Source organism: Pseudoduganella sp. HUAS MS19 (genome assembly GCF_053615455.1).
On record NZ_CM132133.1, the window covers coordinates 2,065,134 to 2,086,307 of the forward strand.

Below are 21,174 nucleotides of genomic sequence, written 5' to 3' on the forward strand. Positions count from 1 at the left end.
GGCAAGAGCATGTCTATCCAATGGTTCCCCGGGCATATGAACGCCGCCAAGAAAAAGGCGGCGGAACAGATGGCCGACGTCGATGTCGTCATCGAAGTGGTTGACGCGCGCCTGCCTGCGGCAAGCTGCAATCCCCTGGTGGAGGAACTGCGCAAGTTCCGCTCGCGCCCTTGCCTGAAGATCCTGAACAAGATCGACCTGGCCGATCCGGATGCCACCGCGGCCTGGATCCGCCATTTCGAGCAGGACAAGACCGTTACCGCCTATGCGATGACGACCAAGAAGCCGTCCGACGTGGCCAAGGTGATCGCCAAGGCGCGCAAGCTGGCGCCGCACCGCAACGAGCCGACCAAGCCGCTGCGCATGATGATCATGGGCATTCCCAACGTCGGGAAGTCGACCCTGATGAATGCACTGCTCAAGCGGCGCGTGGCAAAAGTGGGCGACGAGCCGGCAGTGACCAAGCAGCAGCAGAAGATTTACCTGGATATGGAAACGGTACTGATCGATACCCCGGGGCTGCTGTGGCCGAAGATTGAAATGCCGTCCGACGGTATGGCGCTGGCGGCTTCGCACGCGATCGGCGCCAACGCGCTGATCGAGGAAGAGGTGGCGGTCTGGCTGGCGGAAGAACTGCTGAAGCGCTATCCGGAATTGCTGAAGGCGCGCTACAAGGCGGACGTGTCGGCCATGGACGGCGTGGCGCTGATCGAGCGCGTGGCGCAACTGCGCAGCTACCGCTTGCGCGGCGGCGACTGGGACTTCGAGAAAGCTTCGCACATGCTGCTGCAGGATTACCGCAGCGGTGCGCTCGGCCGCATTTCGCTGGAAACCCCTGCCACCCGTGCCGAAGCGCTGGCCATCCATGCGGAAGCGGAACGCGTCAAGGCCGAAGAGGCGGAGCGCAAGGCCGCCGAGAAGGAAGCCGAGCGCATGAAGGGCAAGCGTGGCACCTGAACCTTAACCGAGTTTGAAGCTGCTGACCGCCAGCGCCCCCATGAAGCGGTCTTCGTGATATACCACCGCGGCGGCCGCCTCCTCGGCCGCACCCACCGCCACCATCAAAGGCAGCAGGTGCTCCTCGCGCGGATGCGCCAGGCGCGCGGCGGGCGCACCTTCCCATTGCAGCAGGCGCGCCGTGCGCGCGGCCGGCGCTGCCGCCATGGTCTCGCGCAGCCAGCCATCGAACAGGCGTGCAGCCTCGGCGCCGGCGGCATTGAAAGCGCGCAAGTTGTGGTAGCTCAGGCCGCTGCCGACAATCAGGATGCCTTCAGCGCGCAAGGGCCGCAGCAGGCGCCCGATTTCCAGGTGCTCGGCCGGATCCAGGCCATGGCGCAGCGAGAGCTGCACGATCGGTACATCGGCATGCGGGAAGGCGGGGTACATGGCGCTGAACGTGCCATGGTCGAAGCCGCGCTCCGCATCGAGCCTGGCGCGATCGCCCAGCAGTTCGATCACGCGCGCGGCCAGCGCCGGCGACCCGGGGGCGGGATATTCGATCTGGTAAGTATGCGGCGGGAAGCCGCCGTAATCGTAGATCATCGGCGGCCGGGCCGACGATGAAACGAGGAAGTCGCGTCCTTCCCAGTGTGCGGTGACAACGAGCAGGGCCCGGGGCTTGCCGCCGGCCTGGCGCGGCAGGTCACGCAGCGAGGCGTCCAGCTGGTCGTATGCGTTGCCGAACTGCTCGCGCATCCAGGGCCAGGGGCCGCCGCCGTGGGACAGGAAGAAGGTGGGCAGGGTAGTCATGCCCACCAATATACTCCGCTCAACGATTCGTTGCAGACAGCGTCATCAAGGCAAACAGTCGCGCCGCGCGCATCCACGCCATCGCCAGCACGATCAGCTGTGCCAGCAGGAAGCCGGCCAGCAGCAGCAAGCCATTGCTGCCCGCCAGGTTGATACGCGCCAGCGCGAACGCGCCGGCGGCCAGCAGGCCGGCCATCGTCAGCAGCAAGTAACTGCCCAGCATGGCGCCCGGGCGGCGCAGCAACAGCTTGAGCCCCCACCACCAGGCCTTGACCGCGGAGCTGCGGCGGCGATCGATCGCCAACTGGGCACGCCCGGCATCCAGCGTCAGGTTGGCCAGGGCCAGCAGCAGTACGCCTAGCGCGTTGGCGAACAGCGCCCACGCGTCGGCCTCCGATTCGAGCCTGGCCTTCTCGGCCATGTCCCGCGCAACATCGGCCACCGCGCCGCTGACCGCCAGCGCCAGGCCAAACGGCACGACAGCCCACACCAGCATGCGGAACATGCGCGGGTACTCGCTCACGCCGCCGGCGAACAGTTGGCCGAAGCTTGCAGTCTCCTGCGAGCGGCCCGCTGTGACGATCACTCCGGTCAGAAGCGGCGACAGCAGCAGGGTAAGCACCAGGGCGGCGATCCCGCCTGCCTGCAGCGCCAGCTTATTGCGCTTCAGTTCAGCCATGATGTCGGACAGCGCCAGCAGGTCCAGCGAGCTGGCCAGTTCCGGCGCATGCACCGACTGGTCGAGAATGCCGGACAGCGTGCTCCACATCGGCGCAGCGAGAAGCAGGGTGGGCAGCAGTGCGGCCACGAGCCAGGTCACCAGCAGCCGCCACTGCAGGGCGGCGCGGCTTGCGTTTTTCAGGTTGGCGGACAGTTTCATAGCGTTGCAATGAAGGAGATCAGGGTCTGGACGATGGCGGCGAAGGCGAAGCTCCAGCGGCGCGCGGCGCGGCCGTCTGGTTCGAGCGTGCGGCTGTCATCGAGCTTGTTGCCATCGAGGCGGTGCTTGCGGCCGGGATCGAGCTCGGCCGATACGGCCTTGGCTGGCTTGGTCCACTCGAAGGTTCGCCAGCGCTCTTCTCCGTCCCACAGCACGGCTTCGCTGCTGCCGTCGGCGAACTTGACGAGCAGGGTTTGCGGCACGTCGGCGCCGCGCCGGCGCACGGTCACCATGGTGTGGTAGGGGTAGGGCCCCTGATATTCCCTGGCATCCGGGTATTGCTCCTTCCATCCCTTGCGTTGCTTGTTTATCCGTTCCGCCACCTGCTCCGACGTCAGCTCGACGCGCTTGCCGTTCTCGACATGCACGCCTGGCTGCGGCAGCACTTCGGCACTGGTGAATTTGGCGATGCGGTCGTCGACCCGGCTCACGTTGTATACCTGCTGCGCAAACACCTGCTCCACCAGCTTGCGGTTGCCGCTTACGTCGCTCAATACCGCGCGGAAGTCGGCTACGCTCGGATGGCGGAATTTCCAGCGGCGGTAGTATTCCTTGAAAGCGCGTCCCATCACGTCCTTGCCCAACTGGGCTTCCAGGTCGTGCATGGCGGTCGCGGTGCGCGAATATACGGGACCCACACCCTGCAGGCGATGGAAGGCGCTGGCGCCCAGCGGATCCGCTGGCTCTTCGCGCGGGGTCATGGCGCGCTCAGCGTCCCAGACGTCAAAGCGCGGCGCAAATCCGAGCCTGCTGAGCAGGGGCGTGGTGGCATCGACCTTGCGGCCCAGGTCGGACAGCATGCGCGTGTTCCAGTACTGGTTCAGGCCTTCGTCCAGCATCGGTTCTTCGAACTCGTTGCTGGCGAGGATGCCGTAAAAATAACCGTGGCCGAACTCGTGGATCGTGACGAAATCGAGCTCGAAAGCGCTCAAGGTGCCGGGCGTGAGGTCCTTGTAAGCATCGGCAGTGAAGAAGGTCGGGTATTCCATGCCGGCCGCTTCGCGCGCATTGTAGGGAGGGATGACCACGGTGACCGTCTTGTAAGGGTAGGGGCCGAGCGTTTTCGAGAAGTAGTCCAGCGAATCCCTGGCGGCTTTCAGCACCGGCGCGGCGTTCGATGCGTATTCCGGCGGGAACAGCACGGTGATCTTTACCTGCGGGCTGCCCGCGCCGGTCCAGGTGCCGGTCAATGGCCTGGCGGTGCGGCTGTCCGCAGTCCAGGCAAAATCGTGCACGTCGCCTTGTACGAAGTGGTGGGTCAGCTTGCCGTCCTTTTCGGCCGGCGGGCCTTGCAGCTCGCCGGTGGCGCCCACGGTATAGCCTTTAGGTACGGTCAGTTTGACGTCGTAGCTGCCGAAGTCGGCATAGAACTCCGACTCGGCATGGAACTCGTGCGCATTCCAGCGTGCCTGCGTGGCGCCGCGCTCACCGGGCAATTCAAGGACGGCGATCTTGGGGAACCATTGCGCCACCAGGTGGAAGGTGCCGAAGTAGCCGGTGCGCGATACCACGCGCGGCAACTGGTCGAAAAAGCTGATGTCGAGCGTGGTGCTGGCGCCGGGCGCGACCGGCTGCGGCAGGTCCATGCGCACCACGGTGCGGTCGGTGGCGGGGCCGCCATCGGGCTGCACGAACTGCCACGCTACCTTGGCCCCGTTCTGCTGCACGCTGCGCAACGCGATGTAGCCCCATTCGCCGTCACTGGTATCGACGCCGGAGCGCAAGCCGGCGCCGCTCTTGCGCTGCTCGGTGAAGTAGGTGCTGCCGGGATTCTGGAAGGCGTTCAGGTACAGGTGCATGTACACGCTGCGTACCGGATTGCTGCTGCGGTTGCGCCAGGTCAGGCGCTGCTTGCCATCGATGGTGTGCTTGACGGGATCGAGGCTGGCCTCGATCTTGTAGTCAACCACGCGGTCCGACAGCGTGGCTTCCTGGCCGGTGCGCATGCCGCCCCACGCACCGGGGGCGCTGGGCGCGGTGACTGCGGCGGCGTTGCGCGGCGCCGTCGGTATCTCGGCTTGCGGTGCGGCGGCGCCGGCCAGCAGTGCGATGGCCGCGAGCGCGATGAAAGTACGCATGAGTCCCTCATAACAATTTGGCAACGCGTCACTATAGCCTAAGCAGCGTATAATGTGGGCGCCTTGGTGCCCGCCTCCTGTTCATGGAGGCAGTTAAACGGGAAACGCAATGTGCTGCCCCCGCAACGGTACGCAAGCGCCGTCCTCATGACGGCAGGCCGCGCCAGATAACCACTGCAGCTGCAGGAAGGTGGAACGGTCAGTCTTGCCAGCCCGGATACCGGCCAGGGAGGTGGAAGCGCACCCGCACAGGGATCGTCTTCCGTGGATTCCGGCTGCGGGGAGGCAGGCGGAAAATACTCATTCAAAAAGTCATGACCTTCATCACCTCGCGCTGCGCGCTTGCCGCAGCTGTTGCCCTGTGCTTTGCCGCAGCGGCCCAAGCCCAATCCAACACCGTTGTCGTTTCCGGTTCCCGCTTTGCCAGCGATCCATCGCTGCTGCCGATCGGCGCCACCACCATTACCGCGGCAGATATTCGCCGCGCCGGCGTATCCGACGTCAGCCAGGCGATCCGCAAGATCGGCGGCGTATACGGCCGCCAGAGCCTGACCGGCAGCCCCGACTTCGGCCTCGACCTGCGCGGCTTTGGCGCCAACAGCGACCAGAACGTGGTGATCGTGCTGGATGGCGTGCGCCTGAACGAGAACGAGCTGTCCAGTGCGACCCTGTCCACCATCCCGATCGATATGGTGGAGCGTATCGATATCATGCGCGGCGGCGCCAGCGTGCTGTATGGTGAAGGCGCGACCGGCGGCGTGATCCAGATCACCACCAGGCGCCCGCAGGCCGGTGCCCGCAGCGGCAATATGTTCACTGAGCTGGGCCAGTTCGACAGCGGCGAAGTGCGCGCCAGCGTGGTGCAGGGCTTCGACGATTTCGCCTTTGATGCTTCGGCCGGCCACCAGCGCTCCGACAACTATCGCGACAACAACGAGTTCAAGCAGTCGCGCTTCAACGGCGGCGTCAAGTTCCACACAGGCGTTGGCAGCTTCTCGCTGCGCGCCGATATCGCGCGCCAGGACCAGCGCTTCGCCGGCAGCCTGACGGAAGCGCAATTCAACGCCAACCCGCGCCAGACCCTGACCCCGAACGATTTCGGCAAGCTCGATAGCGAGCGCTACACAGCCGCCTGGGAACGCAAGATCGGCGCCTTCGACCTGGCGGCCGAGCTGTCGCACCGCAAGAAGGAAGCCAAAGCCACCTATTTCACCATGTTTGGCGTTTCCAGTTCGGCCTACGACACCGAGCAGACCCAGTTCTCGCCGCGCGTGCGCCACCTGGGCCAGTTCAACGGCGTGCTGAACGAACTGGTTGCCGGCTTTGACTTCGGCCGCTGGAACCGCGTCACCACTGCAACCTTCTCGGCCGCCGACGCCAAGCAGAAGAGCAAGGCCTTCTACGTGCGCGACGAGATGAAATTCACCGGTCGGCAACAGTTCCGCCTGTCCGCCGGTGTGCGCCGCGAACTGTTCGACAAGGACTCGGTCGATCCGATGCCATTCACCAGCGCCACGTACAGCGTCAAGCAAGCCAACAACGCCTGGGAAGTGCAGGGCAGCATGCTGGCCGCGCCAGGCCTGACCGCCTGGGCCAAGCTGGGCCAGAGCTACCGCGTTGCCAACTCCGACGAGAACGGCTTCACCCCGCAAGCCAACAAGCCGCTGGAAACCCAGAGCTCGCACGATGCTGAAATCGGCCTCGGTTACGCGCGGGGCGCCTTCAAGGCCGACGCGCGCATCTTCCGCCACAACCTGGACAACGAGATCTACTACGATCCGACCGCAGGCATGTTCGGCGCCAACACCAACCTGGCCCCGACCCAGCGCAAGGGCTTTGAACTGGACGGCAGCTACCGCTTCGCTCCGGCATGGCAGGTGCAGGGCCACTACCAGCAAGTGGAGGCCGAGTTCCGCTCCGGCCCTAACGCCGGGCGCGAGCTGGCGCTGGTACCGAAGAACATCCTGACCGTGCGCCTGGCATGGCTGCCTTCCGACGGCCAGAGCGCCGACATTGGCGTGCAGCGCGTGGGTAAGCAGCGTTATGGTGGCGACTTTGACAATAGCTGCGACGCCCGCATGCCGGCATATACCGTGGTCGATGGCCGCTACGCGCGCAGATTCGGCCAATGGGAGCTGGCGCTGACCGCGCTGAACATGTTCGACAAGGAGCACTTCAGCCAGGCGTTCAGCTGCCGCGCAGGCATTTATCCGAACAGCGGCCGCCAACTGAAAGTTTCGGCGCGCTACGACTTCTAAGCGCTTAAAGCTGGCTTAAAACCGCCCCGTTGGCGCCAATTTGGCCCACGGGGCTGATCACAGCGCGCAAAAAATGGTAATCTCGCGGCGTTTACCACTTACCCGTAAGGATGACCATGCGTTTGCTGCGACTGCTGATTGCTTCTGCCGCCCTGATGTTTACCGCCGCCGGCGCCTACGCCGCCGAGCCGAAACAAGGCGTTGACTATACGGTCCTTGACACCCCGGTGCGCACTGAAGCCCAGGGTAAAAAGGTCGAGGTGGTCGAGTTCTTCATGTACACCTGCCCGCACTGCAACGCGCTTGAGCCGCGCATCGCCGCCTGGGTCAAGCAGAACGCCGACAAGGTCCACTTCCGCCGCATTCACTTCGCCCGCGGCGAAAAGGACCCGCTGGCACGCGCATACGTGACCCTGGAAGCCATGGGCGCCACCGATGCCGCCAGCCAGAAGCTGTTCCATGCCATCCACGTTGAGCGCAAGCGCCTGATGCGTGAGGAAGACGTGACTGCCGTGGTGGTCAGCGCCGGCATCGACAAGGCCAAATATGAAAGCGTCTACAAATCCTTCAGCGTCGAGTCTAAAATGAAGCGCATGGAGAGTACCGTTGCCCAGTACAAGGTGGACAGCGCGCCGACCCTGGTGGTCGATGGCCGTTACGTGACCTCCCCGACCATGGCCGGCCGCCCGAATCAGCCGGAAGAGCAGTCCCAGGCCGCGGCGCTGGCGGTTGTCGACTACCTGGTCGCCAAGGTTGCAGCAAGCAAGAAGTAAGACATGGACGAACGTGAAGAAGGGGTGATGCGAGCATTCCGGGAATCGGCCCCTGACGAGGCCGGCCTGGTGCAGCGCACCTGGGTCAATCATCTGGCCTGGACGCTGGTTATCCTGCTGTCCGGGCTGGCGTTCTGGCTCGTCCTGGCGCTGGTGAATGCGGAAAACCAGCGCAATGCGCTGGCCAGCAAACAATGCCGCGACCAAGTCTTCAAGGAAGAGATCGACCGCCAGTGCATGCTGAGCGTGCAGTCGCGCGAGCACTGGTGGCAGCACCTGTACTACGCCATGAAACACACCAAGCCACAGAAATGAAAGTCGGGGTCAGCTCCGGCAATCGGACATTTTGCGAAGCAAAATGTCCGATTGCCGGAGCTGACCCCGACTTTTAATTAAGCGGTTACATCCAGGTTTGCGAGCTGGCGCTTGAACAGCTGTTCTTGTACGCGGATGTCGTCGCCGTTGTAGCCGTCGTAGGCGCGGGTGGTGCGCGACCAGACTTCCGGCATCACCTGTTCGATCAGGTTGCGGCCGGCGTCGGTCAGGGTAATCATCACGCAGCGGCGGTCGCCCGGGCGGTTGCCACGGGTGATCAGGCCTTGCGCTTCCAGGTCGTTGCAAACCCGGGTCAGGTTGGCCGGCTTTTCCATGCAGGCTTCGCCCAGGTTGGAAGCGGTCGAAGTCTCATTCTCCGACCCATACAGCACCGCCAGCACCATATAGCTGGCATCGACCAGGTCATACTTGCGCAGCACCGAATTCGCCAGATCCTTCATGCGCTTCTGGACGTGATAGGTCATGCGCAGCAGGCGTACCAGGTCTTCCGGGAATTCCGGGATGCGAGTATGAATGTTTTTCAGGCGCTTATTGGTTGCGTCAAAACTACTCATTCTGCAGGCACTCCTGTGCAATTTGTTCAAGCCTGAATTGTACTAGTGTTGACCTAAGGTAAATGCCTTTTTGATCTGTATCAAACGCGAAACGTAAGCTTCGGGTAAGCATAGGTTCCGTCTTTTTTGAAAGTTACATCTTGGGAAAACCTTATACATAAAGGGGAAATTTGGTACAAATGGCATGCTGCCGAAGATGTTTCAGGTTTATTGCCGATGTAACATAGTGTTGGCATCTTCCAACACTGCGCCGCCCGGACCCCGAATTCGTTAAATTATTGGAAACGGGAGGACACCATGTCAGGAACCAGTACCCTCGACCCGGACAATATGCCAGTCCAGCCCGACCGCGAAGTCGGCAAGGGCCATGGCACCGGGGCGCTCGGCCCCAGCGATTCGTCCGATTCCGGCAGCGACCTGCAAGGCGCGCGTCCGCCAGGCCCCGGCGACACCGAACTCGACAGCGATTCCGATGCCCAGGGCACCGGCGAGCGCGCCAGTGTCGGCCGCGACACCCCGGCCCCGGATGGCGGCGATATCGATGTCGACCATGTCGAATCGCTGCCCGACGCCAAACGCCAGGAACACGAGGACGTTGAACGCGGCAGCTGACAGCTGTTGCGGCAAGGATACAAGGCGCCCCGGCCCGGGTTGCGCGAGGGAGCGCACGGGCCTGCTTTCCCCCTAGGGCGTCCGCCCGCTTGATATCAAAACCGGTATTAAAGTCGGACAAGAATTAATTGGATTGCATTGCGCCTGATCCCCTACATTCGGTTTCAACAAAAACCAACCGAGGGGAGACAGCACATGCAGTACCGCTTTGACTTGAAAACCACCGTTTCCTGCATGCTGGCCACCGGCCTGTTGAGCAGCGCATCGGTCTGGGCGCAGGAAGCCGCCCAGGACAACCCGAACGTGGTCCAGGTGACCGGCGTGCGCAAAGCCGCACAGAGCGCGCAAAACATCAAGCGCAATGCCGATGACGTGGTCGATTCCATCGTCGCCGAGGAAGCCGGCAAGTTCCCGGACAAGAACGTGGCCGAGGTGCTGGGCCGCGTCTCGGGCGTGCAGATCCGCCGCGAATTCGGCGAAGCCAGCTCCGTCATCGTGCGCGGCCTGCCTGGCCTGGTGACCCTGCTGAACGGCCGCGAAGTGTACACCTCCAACAACCGCAACCTGTACCTGGCCGATATCCCGACCACCATGCTGCAGCGTATCGACGTCTACAAGTCGCAGAGCGCCGACATGGTGGAGGGCGGTACCGCCGGCGTGATCGACGTGCGCACTTCGCGCCCATTCGACTTCAAGGGCTTCACTGCCAATGTGAACACCCGCGTTGAGCACCGCGACAAATCCAAGACCGACGATCCGCAGCTTTCCGGCATGCTGTCCAACCGCTGGAAAACCGGCATCGGCGAAATCGGCGTGCTGGCCGGCCTGTCTTACCAGAAGGGCAATTACCACGACGAGGTGACCTGGAATTCGCCGCCGGACAAAACCGTCACCACCGACCCCGGTATCACCGGTCCGTATGACCTGGGCCACGTCAACTACCAGGGTGAGCGCAAACGCTGGGCCGGCAACTGGGCGGTGCAATGGCGCCCATCGCGCGACGTGGAAGTATATGCCGAAGGCTGGTCGACCCGCATCGACCACGACGCCGAACGCCAGTTCTTCCTCGGGAACCAGGGCTGGTTCGCACAGCCATGGACTGCGACTGGCGATATCGACTGGGGCGGCGGCATCCGCACCAATCCGCAATACACCCTGATTCCGGGCACCAGCCAGGTCGATACGATCAATGCCAGCAAACCGGCCGGCAACTACCACATCTTCACCCTGAGCTCGAACCAGGCGCCGCGCGACGATTCCGAAGGCCACCAGGGCGCCATCGGCGCACGCTGGAACGTCTCGCCAGACCTGCGCGTGAGCACCGAACTGGCGCGCACCACCAGCCGCTGGAAGCAGGAATTTCCTATCATGGAAATGCTGGCCGACCCGCCTGGCGTGTCCGGCAGAACCTTCGTCAACGGCGGCGCGTGGTTCGACTACCCGGGCTACAACATGATGGACCCGAACAACTACCGCATGTCGGCCTTCATCGACAACTGGTCGGCGTCCAGCGGCCAGTCGACTGACTGGCGCGCCGACGCGACTTACAACAACGGCGAGGAAAACTTCTTCCGCGAGTTTAGCGGCGGCGTGCGTCTTGCTGAACGCAAGGCGGCCTACCAGCACGAAAGCATGAATTTCCTGCCGCCGAATGCCAACCTGCCCGCGCCGGCCTCGGTGCCCGGCCTGGTGTGCCCATCGATGCGCCTGGCGAACGACTACGGCATGCGCCAGTGGCTGGTCGTGTGCGACGACTACCAGCACGCCAATATCGACGCGGTCCGCCAGCTGTACGGCCGCAATGGCAAGACCCAGCCCGACCCGTACTCGCTCTACCGCAATGGCGAAGACACCACCGCCTTCTACGGCAAAACCCGTTTCGGCTTCCAGCTTGGCGCGGTCCCGGTGGAAGGCACGGCCGGTGTGCGCGTGGTGCGTACGGAGCTGGACGTGAACGGCTTCAGCAACGTCAATGGCCAGCCGGTTGCGGTGAACCGGAAAAGCACCGATACCGACTACCTGCCCAACCTGACCGTGAAGGCGCTGCTGACCAAGGACCTGATCGGCCGCTTCAATGCCGGCAAGGCCGTGCAGCGCGCCAGCTTCGGCGATTTCAATCCGGGCGAATCGCTGGGCGCAACGCCGAACTCGCAGGGCATCTACGAAGGCAGCGGCGGCAACCCGGACCTGAAGCCAATCGTCGGCAAGAACTTCGACGCGGCGCTGGAGTGGTACTTCGCGCCGACCGGCAGCGTTACCACCACCTTGTTCGACCACAAGTTCGAGAACTACGTCATTCGCCGCGTGGCGATGGAAACCATCGACGGCAAGCCATACCGCATGGACCGTCCGCGCAACGTCAACAAGGGCGAACTGAAAGGCGTGGAAATCGGCTATCGCCAGTTCTACGACTTCCTGCCCGGCTGGCTCGGTGGTTTTGGCCTGGAAGCCAACTACACCTATATGAAGGGCTATCTGCTGGACGAGGGCGTAAAGAATCCCTTTGTCGGCATGTCGAAGAACGCCTACAACATCGTGGCTCTGTACGAGCGCGGCCCGTGGTCCGGCCGCCTGGCATACAACTACCGCAGCAAGTTCGTCGATGCCTACAATTACCGCGCACTGGGCTTCGACCTGGTCGTGGAGCCGATCAAGACTGCCGACGCTTCGATCTCGTACAAGATCAACGATAACGTGGGCGTGACGCTGGACGTCGAAAACCTGCTGGACCGCAAGTACAACGACTACCACGGCATTGCGAGCAACCCGCGCGACGTGCGCCGTTATGACCGTGTGGTTGGCTTGTCCTTGCGCTGGCGTATGTAAGTTGCCGGCAAAGGCAGCGCGGGGTTCTGCTCCGAGTTCGCCAGGTAGATCGGCGTAACCTCCAGCAGCGTATCGATCGCGACGCGCAGCTTGGCGGGCATGTAGGGGGTATGGGGCCATACCAGGTGCATCTGCGAAGCTTCCATCTCCCCGCAATCGAACAGCACTTTCAACTCGCCCCGTTTCACATACGGCGCCACCAGCCAGCAGGGCAGCCAGGCCAGGCCCATGCCGCGCGCTGCCGCATCGGCAATCACCTGCAGGTCGTCGACCAGCATGCGCTGCTGCGGCAGTACGTCCTGCGTGCGGCCATCCGGCGTCTCCACGGTCCAGCCCTTCACCACGCGACCGCGCGAGTACACGATGCCGGGGTGTCCAGCCACGTCCTGCAGGTCTTTGGGCGCGCCCTGCGCCTGCAGGTAAGAGGGCGCGGCACAGATCAGCATGCGCTGCTGGCCCAGCTGGCGTGCCGCCAGGCTGCTGCTGTTGGGCAGCGGGCCGACGCGCAGGCCAAGGTCGAAGCCCTCATCCACCAGGTCCACCACACGGTCATTGAAAGAGATGTCAATGGTCAGTTGCGGATAGCGCTGGGCCAGGTCCATCATCAGCGGCGCCACGAACTGGCGCCCGAACAGTACCGGTACGCTGATGCGCAGGCGCCCGGTCGGTTCGTTGCGGCCGGTGCCGATGCAGGCCTCGCCCGCATCGAGTTCGGCCAGCGCACGCACACAGCGCTCGTAATAGGACTGGCCGGCATCGGTCAGGTTCTGGCTGCGCGTGGTACGGTGGAACAGGCGCACCCCCAGCCGCTCTTCCAGCCGCGCGATGGCCTTGGCCACGGCGGAACGGGTCTGGTGCAGCCGGGCGGCGGCGGCGGAAAAACTGCCGGCTTCCACCGCTTGCACGAAGACGTTGATGCCGTTCAGGCGCTCATTCATATTGTTTCCTTTTGGTCGACAATTTGTCGATAAAACTCCACCACTGTGGATTGCAAGGAAACTATATAGTTCTTCTCACTTAACCACAACTTGTAAGGAGATCCAAATGCATGCTTACCAAATCACCCCTGGCGCCGGTATCGATAGCCTGGAAGCTGTCAAGCTGCCTAAACGCGAGCTGCAATTCCATGAGGTGCGCGTCAAGGTGCGCGCCGTCTCGCTGAACTATCGCGACCTGCTGGTGGCGCAAGGCAGCTACCCGACCAGCGGCGCAGGCGCCGTGGTGCCAGGCTCGGATGCGGCGGGCGAGGTTGTTGAAGTCGGCCCGGGCGTAGAACGCTTCCGCGTTGGCGACCGTGTTGCAAGCACATTCTTTCCTGAGTGGGAAGAGGGCAAGGTCACGCCGGCTAAAACGGCGATGACGCTGGGCGCAGGCGGCAACGGCGTACTGTCCGAGGAACTGGTGATCCACGAGGGCGGCCTGGTAGCCGTCCCGGAGCACCTGAGCTACGAGGAAGCAGCCACCCTGACTTGCGCCGGCGTCACGGCCTGGAATGCGCTGTTCGTGGAAGGCGGCCTGAAAGCCGGCGACACCGTGCTGTTGCTCGGCACGGGCGGCGTGTCGATCTGGGCGCTGCAACTGGCCAGGGCTGCCGGCATGCGCGTAATCATCACCTCGTCCAGCGACACCAAGCTGGAGCGTGCGCGGGCACTGGGCGCGGATGTGCTGATCAACTACCGCAAGACGCCTGAGTGGCAGGAGGAAGTGCTGCGTGCCACCAATGGCGAGGGTGTGGACCTGGTGCTGGAAGTGGGCGGCCAGGACACGCTGGCGCGCTCGATCGCATCGGCCGGCATGGGCGGGAAAGTAGCGGTGATCGGCGGCGTAGGGGGCGGCTTTGAGACCAGCATCCAGTTGCTTGGCATTGTCGTCGGCGGCAAGAGCATGAACGGGATTTACGTCGGCAGCCGCAAGATGCAGGAAGACCTGTCGCGGCTGGTCGCCCAGCGCAACATCAAGCCGGTGGTGGACCGCGTGTTCGACATCCACCAGGCGCGCGAAGCCTACCAGCACCTCGCCTCCGGCAATCACTTCGGCAAGGTGGTCATCAGCGTAAAACCACGCTATTGAACCGGTTCGGGGGACCGGGTCTGGCGAAAAAAAAGCTCGCGGCAAGCGAGCTTTTTTGCGTTGGCGAAGAACGGCGATCAGGCGAAGTTCTGGGCCACGAAGTTCCAGTTCACCAGGTTCCAGAAGGTCTCGACGTACTTGGGACGGGCGTTGCGGTAGTCGACGTAGTAAGCGTGTTCCCATACGTCGCAGGTCAGCAGCGGCTTGTCGGCGCCGGTCAGCGGGGTGGCAGCGTTGGAGGTGTTGACGATCTCGACGGAGCCGTCGGCCTTCTTCACCAGCCAGGTCCAGCCGGAACCGAAGTTGCCTACGCAGGACTTGGTGAACTCGGCCTTGAAGTTGTCGAAGGAACCGAACTTGGCGTTGATGGCGTCAGCCAGGGCGCCGGCAGGTGCGCCGCCGGCGTTAGGCGCCATGCAGTTCCAGTAGAAAGTGTGGTTCCAAACCTGGGCTGCGTTGTTGAACACGCCGCCGGAAGACTTTTTCACGATCTCTTCCAGGGACAGGTTTTCGAACTCGGTGCCCTTGATCAGGTTGTTCAGGTTGGTGACATAAGCCTGGTGATGCTTACCGTAGTGGAATTCCAGGGTTTCCTTGGAGATGTGCGGCTGCAGCGCGTCCATTGCATACGGCAGTGGTGGCAGGGTATGTTCCATGAATGTTTCCTTTTGATTGAGACGAAAAGTTATTTTTGCCGAAACGGCCACTATTGTAATACGAACGCTAGGTAAGCGTTGGCTGCACGGTGGCCACGCCGATTTCGGCGCTGCCCTCGGCCAGGCGGACGCCCAGCGCATGTCCCGGCTTGATATGCGCCGGGTCGCGCAATACGGCGCCGGCGGCATCGGTGACGATGGCGTAGCCGCGTTCCAGCGTGCGCTGGGGATTCAGTAATTCCAGTTGCGCCGACAGCGCATTCAGGGCGTCGCGCCGCTGCGAAAGGTGCGCGCGCATGCTGGCACCGGCGCGGTGCTGCAAGGATTCCATTGCCGCGCGCGTCTTGCTGGTATCGGGCTGGCGCGCGGCCAGCCGGCCGGCCAGGCGGTCGATGCTGAAGCGGGCCTGCTGCAATGGGTTGCGCGTGGCGTGCAGCATGGCGGTGGACAGGCTGTGCAGCTGCAGGCGTTGCTGTGCGATGCGGGCCGTCGGGCTGAGCAGGCGGCGCTGCAGGTTGTCCAGGGTTTGCGTGGCGTCGCTGAGGGCACGGCGCATGGCGCGGCGCAGGTCGGCGGCGTCGGCGCGCAAGGAACCGAGCCAGTCGGCGCGCGGCGTCGCGGCCAGCTCGGCGGCCGCGGTCGGCGTGGCGGCGCGCACGTCGGCGGCAAAATCGCAGATGGTGAAGTCGGTTTCGTGGCCGACGCCGGACACTACCGGCATAGTGCAATTGGCCACGGCGTAAGCGACTACTTCTTCATTGAAGCACCACAGGTCTTCCATGCTGCCGCCGCCCCGCACTACCAGCAGCACATCGCATTCGGCGCGGCGCGAAGCCGTGGCAATGGCCGCTGCAATCTGGGCGCCGGCCTGCTGGCCCTGCACCAGGGTAGGGTAGAGCACCACGTTGACGTGCGGTGCCCGGCGCCGCAGTGCGATCAGCACATCGCGCAGGGCCGCCGCCTGCGGGCTGGTGACGATGCCGATGGTGCGCGGGAACAATGGCAGGGCGCGCTTGCGTTCGCTATCGAACAGCCCGGCTGCTGCCAGGCGTTCCTTCAGGCGCTGGAATGCTTCGAACAGCGAGCCTACCCCGGCCCTGCGGATTGCCTCCACATTGATCTGGTAATCGCCGCGCGGCCCATACAGGGTAACCAGGGCGCGCACTTCGACCTTGTCGCCTTCGCGCGGCACGAAGCCGGCGTACTGGGCGCGGCCGCGGAACATGACGGCGCGCACCTGGGCGGCATCATCCTTGAGGGTGAAATACCAATGGCCCGAGCTGGCGCGCGTGAAATTCGAGATTTCCCCGGATATCCACTGCAAGGGGAAGGAGCGCTCCAGCAGGCGTGCAACAGCCTGGTTGAGGGCACTGACTGACATTACCTGGTTGGGTTCGGGGCTGTTGATCATTTGACCTGTCCACACTTTTTGAAAGCGGTCATGCTTATGTCATATATCACTTCATATCGCAAGTATTTTTTGTAAACACATGATTATTAAGGAAAAACGCGAATGCCACATAAGCGGGCAATGGTCGAATTTCCTTATAGATCAAGGACTTTGCGATAGCGGCTGGCTGTTACGCACAAAGATATCCACAGAATATGTGAGGAACTCTTCGGGCTGGAAATTTGCGTGATGAAAATGTTTGCAGGGTAACTTTCATTATAGAAATCAAGGACTTGGCACTCCAGTCTGGCCCTTGCTAACAATTTTATCCACAGAAGCTGTGGGGAAAAGTGTTGCCTAAAATTTGGGCGGTGGGCGATTATTGTTGCGGATCAAAGACTTGCATCACCTCCTGCGGCCTTGCTCACACTTTTGTCCACAGAATTTGTGTAGAAGGGCCAAAAATGGCAACCATGGGGTCTGACCCCAAGGTTGCCATGCAGGTGAGAATTTTTTACGCACGGCAAGAAAGTCCTTTTGGATCAAGCACTTTACACGGCTTGCCTGGCCTTGCTCACAATCTTATCAACAGAATATGTGCAGAAGTGCACAGCTGGGAAAAGCAGGAAAAATGCCAGTGCGCATTTTTTGTGCTTGAGAATAATTCGCTTTGCGATCAATGGCTTAGCATATAAAAGCCGCCATTCCCCACAATTTTGTCCATAGAATATGTGCAGAACTGATCCTTCCATCGCTGATGAAAATTTTTGCATTAGAAAAAATCATAATCAAATCATGGGCTTAGTGCGAAATAGTTGGATTGCCAACAATCTTGTCCACAGAAAATGTGAAGAATGCGCACACTTGCCTGTTAGCTCTCGACACGCTACATTGCGCGTTTAGGTTTTCTTTCTTAGGAGTATGTCTTGCTCGCAATTTTCCAGGCCGCCGGCTGGCCTATCTGGCCTCTGCTGATCGCTTCCATCGTTGCCCTTGCGCTGATCGTTGAGCGCCTGATGTACCTCCGCCGCTCGCGCATCATTCCGAAGACACTGCTGGACGAGGTAGTGCGCGTCTATCGCAGCGGAAACGTCAACAATGACATCATCAACAAACTGGAACAGTCGTCCCAGCTCGGTGTTGTTCTTTCTGCAGCGTTGCGTAATGTTAACGCTCCACGCGATGTGATGAAGGAGTCGATCGAAGAGGCGGGCGGCGCGGTGGCGCACCAGCTGGAACGCTTCCTGACCACCCTCGGCACCATCGCGACCCTGGCTCCGCTGATGGGCCTGTTCGGTACCGTGGTCGGCATGATCGAGATCTTCGGTTCGCAAAACTCGACCGGCACCAACCCTGCGCAACTGGCGCATGGCATCTCGGTCGCCCTGTATAACACCGGTTTCGGCCTGGCAATCGCGATGCCGACCCTGGTGTTCTATCGCCACTTCCGCGCCCTGGTCGACTCCTTCGTCATCGACATGGAGCAGCAGGCGGTCAAGTTCGTGGACGTGGTCCACAACTCCCGCAAGTAAGTGAGGGATCAGTTTATGGCGATGAATTTCCGCCGCGGCCAGAAGCGCGAAGATCCGGAGATCAACCTGATCCCGTTTATCGACGTGCTGCTGGTGATCCTGATCTTCCTGATGATCACCACCACCTACAGCAAGTTTACCGAGCTGAAAATCACCTTGCCGACTGCCGATGCGGAAAAGGCGCTGGAGCAGCCGAATGACCTGAACGTGACGGTGGACGCCAAGGGTAACTACACCATCAACGGCACGCCGGTGGCGTTCCACGACGTAGCCGGCCTGGCCGAGCAGATGAAGGCTGCCGCCAAAGGCAGCAATCCGATCGTCAAGATCAATGCCGACCAGTTCGCGATGCACCAGATGGTGATCAACGTGATGGAGTCGGCACGCCTGGCAGGCTTCGAGCGCGTGACCTTCGAAGCGCAGACTGCCCAGGCCAGGTAATGGCCTCTTCCCTCGAGGCGACTTTCTCGCGCGAGTGGCTGCGGCGGGGCGCGCTGGCATGCGCGCTCTGGCCTTTGTCCCTGCTGTTCCGCGGGCTGGCAGCTGTGCGCCGCGGCTTGTATGCGGCCGGAGTCTCGAAGGCCGAGCGCTTGCCGGTGCCGGTCGTCGTCGTGGGGAATATATTCATTGGCGGCACGGGCAAGACGCCGCTGACCATCTGGCTCGTTGATGCACTGCGCGCCGCCGGCTTCCGGCCGGGCGTCGTTTCGCGCGGGTTTGGCAGCAAGGATGCCGCGCCGCGCGAAGTCGGTGCGGGCTCGACGCCGGCCGAGGTGGGCGATGAACCGGTCCTGATTGCCGCCCGCACCGGCTGCCCGGTGTTCGTTGGCCGTGCGCGTGCGGCTGCGGGCAGGGCGCTTCTGGCGGCCCATCCGGAAGTGGACGTGATCGTCACCGACGATGGCTTGCAGCATTACGCCCTGGCCCGCGACGTCGAAATCGTGCTGTTTGACGGGCGCGGCGTCGGCAATGGCTGGACGCTGCCGGCCGGTCCGCTGCGCGAGCCGCCGTCCCGCCAGCGCGATTTCACCGTGGTCAATGTTCCCGATCTGACGGCCGCGCTGTCGGCTGCAGTCGCACCAGCGGGCGCAAGCCGTCAGCGCGCCGCAACTGGCGCTGTGGATGGGGCTGCGCCCTGGCAAATGCGCCTCGCCGGCGATGTCGCAGAGCGCCTTGGCGACCGCAGCGAGCGCATCACGCTGGCCGCGCTGGCGCTGCGCGCCGCGCCAACGGCGCCGGCGGGGCAGGGCGCCGGTGCGCGCGTGGTGGCTGCCGCCGGCATTGGCAATCCTGCCCGCTTCTTCGGCATGCTGCGTGCGGCGGGAATCGCGCCGACCGAGCTGCCGCTGCCCGACCATCACGACTTTAAGGACCGTCCTTTCGCCCGCATCGAGGCCGACTTTATTCTGGTGACGGAGAAGGATGCAGTAAAATGCTGGCAAATTGAAGAATTACGCAACGATCCAAGAATCTGGGTCGTTCCAGTCAGCGCCCGCATCGACGCGGCGCTGGCCGATCAAATTGTGGAGAAACTACGTGGACGCACGCCTGCTTGATATCCTGGTCTGCCCTGTGTGCAAGGGCCCTCTGGAGTACGACAAAAAAGCCCAGGAAATGATTTGCAAAGGCGACCGCCTGGCATACCCGATCCGCGACGGCATCCCGATCATGTGGGCCGACGAAGCGCGCTCCCTGCCAGATACCACGGAGTAAGCGGTGTCCTTCGTCGTCATCATCCCGGCCCGCCTGGCCTCGACCCGCCTGCCAAACAAGCCCCTGGCCGACCTGGGCGGCAAGCCGATGGTGGTACGCGTGGCCGAACGCGCCAAGGAAGCCGGCGCCGCGCGCATCGTTGTCGCCACCGACCATGCCTCTATTAAAGAAGCCTGCGAACAGCATGGCATCGAAGCCTTCATGACCCGTGCCGACCACCCGTCCGGCACCGACCGCATCGCCGAAGTGGCGCGCGCCATGAACCTGGCGCCCGATGCCGTCGTGGTCAATCTGCAGGGCGACGAGCCCCTGATCGACCCGCAACTGCTGCAAGCTGCCGCCGCCCGCATCGGCGCCGACGTGCCGATGTCCACCTGCGCCCACCCGCTGCACGATGCAGCCGACGCCTTCAACCCGAATGTGGTGAAGGTGGTGCTGGACAAGCGGGGCCGTGCACTGTATTTCAGCCGTGCCACCGTTCCATGGCACCGCGATGCCTTCGCCAGGGACAGATCTGCCCTGCCGGACGGCTACGTTCCGTTGCGCCATATCGGCCTGTACGCCTTTCGGAACGACTTCCTGCAAGCCTACCCGGGTCTGGAAGTGTCGCCGCTGGAGGGGATTGAAGCCCTGGAGCAGCTGCGCGTGCTGTGGCATGGATACCCGATTGCCGTGCACGTGACCGACTCCGCCCCGGAGGCGGGGGTGGATACGCCGGAAGACCTGGCGCGTGTACAAGCTCTCTACAAAAGTGGCGGTTAAACCAACTTTTGTGGTAAGTTTCTAGCAAGGTGGCTAAGGCATCATCAAAAATTATTATTAAATCGTTTAGGATCATTCATGCGTCTCATTCTGTTAGGAGCACCAGGAGCCGGTAAGGGCACCCAGGCCAACTTCATCAAGGAAAAGTACAACATCCCGCAGATTTCCACCGGCGACATGCTGCGTGCCGCAATCAAGGAAGGTACTGAACTGGGCCTGGCCGCTAAAAAAGTGATGGACGCGGGCCAGCTGGTTTCGGACGACATCATCATCGGCCTGGTGAAAGACCGCCTGAAGGCGGCCGATTGCGCCAACGGCTACCTGTTTGACGGCTTCCCGCGTACCACCGCGCAAGCCGACGCGATGAAGGACGCAGGCGTCAAAATCGACTACGTCCTGGAAATCGCCGTGCCGGACGACCAGATCGTCGAACGCATGAGCGGCCGCCGCAGCCACCCGGCTTCCGGCCGTGTATACCACGTCAAGTTCAACCCTCCCAAAGTCGAAGGCAAGGACGATGTCACCGGCGAAGACCTGGTGCAGCGCGACGACGACAAGGAAGAAACCGTCAAGAAACGCCTGGACGTCTACCACAACCAGACCGAAATCCTGCTCAGCTACTATGGCGAGTGGGCCAAATCGGGCCAGCCTGGTGCGCCTAAATACCGCAAGATCGAAGGCGTTGGTCCAGTCGAAGAAATTCGCGACCGTGCATTTGCGGCGCTGAACAGCTAATTTTCATGCCAAACCGGCAACCCGGTGCCTGACCCGCAGGGTCAGGCACCGATACGCGGCAGCCGCGTCTTAGGTGTCGGACCTTGCGGGTCTGGCACGGCTTTACCGGTTTAAGGACGGCCCCCTGGCCGTGAAGTGTCAAAGTTTTGCAGTACGTAGTTCGGTCGTACCGAGTTCGTTTTGTAGCTTT

Annotated in this window: 20 protein-coding genes and 1 riboswitch; of the genes, 13 read left to right on the forward strand and 7 right to left on the reverse strand. The window is 62.6% G+C overall.

The annotated features are described in order from the left end of the window. The first annotated feature begins 9 nt into the window (after window positions 1-9). Window positions 10-957, forward strand: coding sequence for a ribosome biogenesis GTPase YlqF (gene ylqF / locus ACWBU6_RS09480; protein WP_452648554.1), 948 nt, complete (start codon window positions 10-12; stop codon window positions 955-957). A gap of 3 nt (window positions 958-960) precedes the next feature. Here ylqF and ACWBU6_RS09485 read toward each other — a convergent pair whose 3' ends face one another. From ACWBU6_RS09485 to ACWBU6_RS09495, 3 genes are read right to left on the reverse strand one after another with little or no spacing between them, the layout of a single operon-like run. After that, window positions 961-1,749, reverse strand: coding sequence for a DODA-type extradiol aromatic ring-opening family dioxygenase (locus ACWBU6_RS09485; RefSeq protein WP_452648555.1), 789 nt, complete (start codon window positions 1,747-1,749; stop codon window positions 961-963). Window positions 1,750-1,768: 19 nt separating this feature from the next. Then, a complete protein-coding gene (locus tag ACWBU6_RS09490; RefSeq protein ID WP_452648556.1) occupies window positions 1,769-2,629 on the reverse strand; it encodes a hypothetical protein in 861 nt (286 codons plus the stop codon). Further along, the gene (locus ACWBU6_RS09495) at window positions 2,626-4,767 is read right to left on the reverse strand and encodes a M1 family metallopeptidase (protein WP_452648557.1); all 2,142 of its coding nucleotides are present in this window, start codon (window positions 4,765-4,767) and stop codon (window positions 2,626-2,628) included. The genes ACWBU6_RS09490 and ACWBU6_RS09495 overlap by 4 nt, the downstream gene beginning before the upstream one ends. A gap of 47 nt (window positions 4,768-4,814) precedes the next feature. Further along, window positions 4,815-5,010: riboswitch (cobalamin riboswitch) on the forward strand. Between the two features lie 71 nt (window positions 5,011-5,081). Between ACWBU6_RS09495 and ACWBU6_RS09500 the strand changes: the two genes are divergently transcribed. The 3 genes from ACWBU6_RS09500 to ACWBU6_RS09510 all read left to right on the forward strand — a co-directional run bounded on the left by ACWBU6_RS09500 (window position 5,082) and on the right by ACWBU6_RS09510 (window position 8,113). Next, entirely contained in the window at window positions 5,082-7,025 is a 1,944-nt protein-coding gene (locus tag ACWBU6_RS09500) for a TonB-dependent receptor (protein ID WP_452648558.1), read from the forward strand. A 116-nt stretch (window positions 7,026-7,141) separates the two neighbouring features. Beyond that, window positions 7,142-7,798: a thiol:disulfide interchange protein DsbA/DsbL gene (locus ACWBU6_RS09505; RefSeq protein ID WP_452648559.1), complete on the forward strand. Its 657-nt coding sequence runs from the start codon at window positions 7,142-7,144 to the stop codon at window positions 7,796-7,798. 3 nt (window positions 7,799-7,801) lie between these two features. Then, window positions 7,802-8,113 carry a hypothetical protein gene (locus ACWBU6_RS09510; protein ID WP_452648560.1) on the forward strand — a complete coding sequence of 104 codons (312 nt, stop codon included), beginning with the start codon at window positions 7,802-7,804 and terminating at the stop codon, window positions 8,111-8,113. A gap of 77 nt (window positions 8,114-8,190) precedes the next feature. Here ACWBU6_RS09510 and ACWBU6_RS09515 read toward each other — a convergent pair whose 3' ends face one another. Continuing rightward, entirely contained in the window at window positions 8,191-8,688 is a 498-nt protein-coding gene (locus ACWBU6_RS09515; protein WP_130314940.1) for a MarR family winged helix-turn-helix transcriptional regulator, read from the reverse strand. Window positions 8,689-8,985: 297 nt separating this feature from the next. Between ACWBU6_RS09515 and ACWBU6_RS09520 the strand changes: the two genes are divergently transcribed. Both ACWBU6_RS09520 and ACWBU6_RS09525 read left to right on the forward strand, forming a co-directional pair. Next, window positions 8,986-9,300, forward strand: a complete 315-nt coding sequence (locus tag ACWBU6_RS09520) for a hypothetical protein (protein ID WP_452648561.1) — start codon at window positions 8,986-8,988, stop codon at window positions 9,298-9,300. A 195-nt stretch (window positions 9,301-9,495) separates the two neighbouring features. Further along, window positions 9,496-12,126 (forward strand): TonB-dependent receptor, encoded by a 2,631-nt coding sequence (locus tag ACWBU6_RS09525; RefSeq protein WP_452648562.1) that lies wholly within the window; start codon window positions 9,496-9,498, stop codon window positions 12,124-12,126. On the opposite strand, the gene ACWBU6_RS09530 is transcribed toward ACWBU6_RS09525, so the two are convergent. Then, the gene (locus ACWBU6_RS09530) at window positions 12,084-13,064 is read right to left on the reverse strand and encodes a LysR family transcriptional regulator (protein WP_452648563.1); all 981 of its coding nucleotides are present in this window, start codon (window positions 13,062-13,064) and stop codon (window positions 12,084-12,086) included. The genes ACWBU6_RS09525 and ACWBU6_RS09530 overlap by 43 nt on opposite strands. A gap of 106 nt (window positions 13,065-13,170) precedes the next feature. Here ACWBU6_RS09530 and ACWBU6_RS09535 point away from each other — a divergent pair, with 106 nt between their 5' ends. Further along, on the forward strand, window positions 13,171-14,196 hold the full coding sequence (locus tag ACWBU6_RS09535) for a zinc-dependent alcohol dehydrogenase family protein (RefSeq protein WP_452648564.1): 1,026 nt from the start codon (window positions 13,171-13,173) through the stop codon (window positions 14,194-14,196). Between the two features lie 77 nt (window positions 14,197-14,273). On the opposite strand, the gene sodB is transcribed toward ACWBU6_RS09535, so the two are convergent. Further along, entirely contained in the window at window positions 14,274-14,852 is a 579-nt protein-coding gene (gene sodB / locus ACWBU6_RS09540) for a superoxide dismutase [Fe] (protein ID WP_426170471.1), read from the reverse strand. A gap of 67 nt (window positions 14,853-14,919) precedes the next feature. Continuing rightward, window positions 14,920-16,263: an exodeoxyribonuclease VII large subunit gene (gene xseA / locus ACWBU6_RS09545; RefSeq protein ID WP_452648565.1), complete on the reverse strand. Its 1,344-nt coding sequence runs from the start codon at window positions 16,261-16,263 to the stop codon at window positions 14,920-14,922. Between the two features lie 905 nt (window positions 16,264-17,168). Between xseA and ACWBU6_RS09550 the strand changes: the two genes are divergently transcribed. The 6 genes from ACWBU6_RS09550 (at window position 17,169) to adk (ending at window position 20,984) form a co-directional block, all read left to right on the forward strand. After that, entirely contained in the window at window positions 17,169-17,774 is a 606-nt protein-coding gene (locus ACWBU6_RS09550) for a MotA/TolQ/ExbB proton channel family protein (protein WP_452648566.1), read from the forward strand. Between the two features lie 21 nt (window positions 17,775-17,795). Continuing rightward, window positions 17,796-18,215, forward strand: coding sequence for an ExbD/TolR family protein (locus ACWBU6_RS09555; RefSeq protein WP_452649548.1), 420 nt, complete (start codon window positions 17,796-17,798; stop codon window positions 18,213-18,215). Further along, the gene (gene lpxK, locus ACWBU6_RS09560) at window positions 18,215-19,330 is read left to right on the forward strand and encodes a tetraacyldisaccharide 4'-kinase (protein WP_452648567.1); all 1,116 of its coding nucleotides are present in this window, start codon (window positions 18,215-18,217) and stop codon (window positions 19,328-19,330) included. Before ACWBU6_RS09555 ends, lpxK begins: the two co-directional genes overlap by 1 nt. Then, a complete protein-coding gene (locus tag ACWBU6_RS09565; protein WP_082507565.1) occupies window positions 19,311-19,487 on the forward strand; it encodes a Trm112 family protein in 177 nt (58 codons plus the stop codon). Before lpxK ends, ACWBU6_RS09565 begins: the two co-directional genes overlap by 20 nt. A 3-nt stretch (window positions 19,488-19,490) precedes the next feature. Continuing rightward, window positions 19,491-20,249 carry a 3-deoxy-manno-octulosonate cytidylyltransferase gene (gene kdsB / locus ACWBU6_RS09570; protein WP_452648568.1) on the forward strand — a complete coding sequence of 253 codons (759 nt, stop codon included), beginning with the start codon at window positions 19,491-19,493 and terminating at the stop codon, window positions 20,247-20,249. 78 nt (window positions 20,250-20,327) lie between these two features. After that, complete coding sequence (gene adk, locus ACWBU6_RS09575; protein WP_452648569.1) at window positions 20,328-20,984, forward strand: adenylate kinase; 657 nt, start codon at window positions 20,328-20,330, stop codon at window positions 20,982-20,984. Window positions 20,985-21,174: the final 190 nt, after the last annotated feature.

What these genes read in the sequence shown, in the direction of transcription:
- ylqF (WP_452648554.1), top strand. Translation starts at nt 10, where the DNA reads ATGTCTATCCAATGGTTCCCCGGGCATATGAACGCCGCCAAGAAAAAG.
- ACWBU6_RS09485 (WP_452648555.1), bottom strand. Translation starts at nt 1,749, where the DNA reads ATGACTACCCTGCCCACCTTCTTCCTGTCCCACGGCGGCGGCCCCTGG.
- ACWBU6_RS09490 (WP_452648556.1), bottom strand. Translation starts at nt 2,629, where the DNA reads ATGAAACTGTCCGCCAACCTGAAAAACGCAAGCCGCGCCGCCCTGCAG.
- ACWBU6_RS09495 (WP_452648557.1), bottom strand. Translation starts at nt 4,767, where the DNA reads ATGCGTACTTTCATCGCGCTCGCGGCCATCGCACTGCTGGCCGGCGCC.
- ACWBU6_RS09500 (WP_452648558.1), top strand. Translation starts at nt 5,082, where the DNA reads ATGACCTTCATCACCTCGCGCTGCGCGCTTGCCGCAGCTGTTGCCCTG.
- ACWBU6_RS09505 (WP_452648559.1), top strand. Translation starts at nt 7,142, where the DNA reads ATGCGTTTGCTGCGACTGCTGATTGCTTCTGCCGCCCTGATGTTTACC.
- ACWBU6_RS09510 (WP_452648560.1), top strand. Translation starts at nt 7,802, where the DNA reads ATGGACGAACGTGAAGAAGGGGTGATGCGAGCATTCCGGGAATCGGCC.
- ACWBU6_RS09515 (WP_130314940.1), bottom strand. Translation starts at nt 8,688, where the DNA reads ATGAGTAGTTTTGACGCAACCAATAAGCGCCTGAAAAACATTCATACT.
- ACWBU6_RS09520 (WP_452648561.1), top strand. Translation starts at nt 8,986, where the DNA reads ATGTCAGGAACCAGTACCCTCGACCCGGACAATATGCCAGTCCAGCCC.
- ACWBU6_RS09525 (WP_452648562.1), top strand. Translation starts at nt 9,496, where the DNA reads ATGCAGTACCGCTTTGACTTGAAAACCACCGTTTCCTGCATGCTGGCC.
- ACWBU6_RS09530 (WP_452648563.1), bottom strand. Translation starts at nt 13,064, where the DNA reads ATGAATGAGCGCCTGAACGGCATCAACGTCTTCGTGCAAGCGGTGGAA.
- ACWBU6_RS09535 (WP_452648564.1), top strand. Translation starts at nt 13,171, where the DNA reads ATGCATGCTTACCAAATCACCCCTGGCGCCGGTATCGATAGCCTGGAA.
- sodB (WP_426170471.1), bottom strand. Translation starts at nt 14,852, where the DNA reads ATGGAACATACCCTGCCACCACTGCCGTATGCAATGGACGCGCTGCAG.
- xseA (WP_452648565.1), bottom strand. Translation starts at nt 16,263, where the DNA reads ATGATCAACAGCCCCGAACCCAACCAGGTAATGTCAGTCAGTGCCCTC.
- ACWBU6_RS09555 (WP_452649548.1), top strand. Translation starts at nt 17,796, where the DNA reads ATGAATTTCCGCCGCGGCCAGAAGCGCGAAGATCCGGAGATCAACCTG.
- lpxK (WP_452648567.1), top strand. Translation starts at nt 18,215, where the DNA reads ATGGCCTCTTCCCTCGAGGCGACTTTCTCGCGCGAGTGGCTGCGGCGG.
- adk (WP_452648569.1), top strand. Translation starts at nt 20,328, where the DNA reads ATGCGTCTCATTCTGTTAGGAGCACCAGGAGCCGGTAAGGGCACCCAG.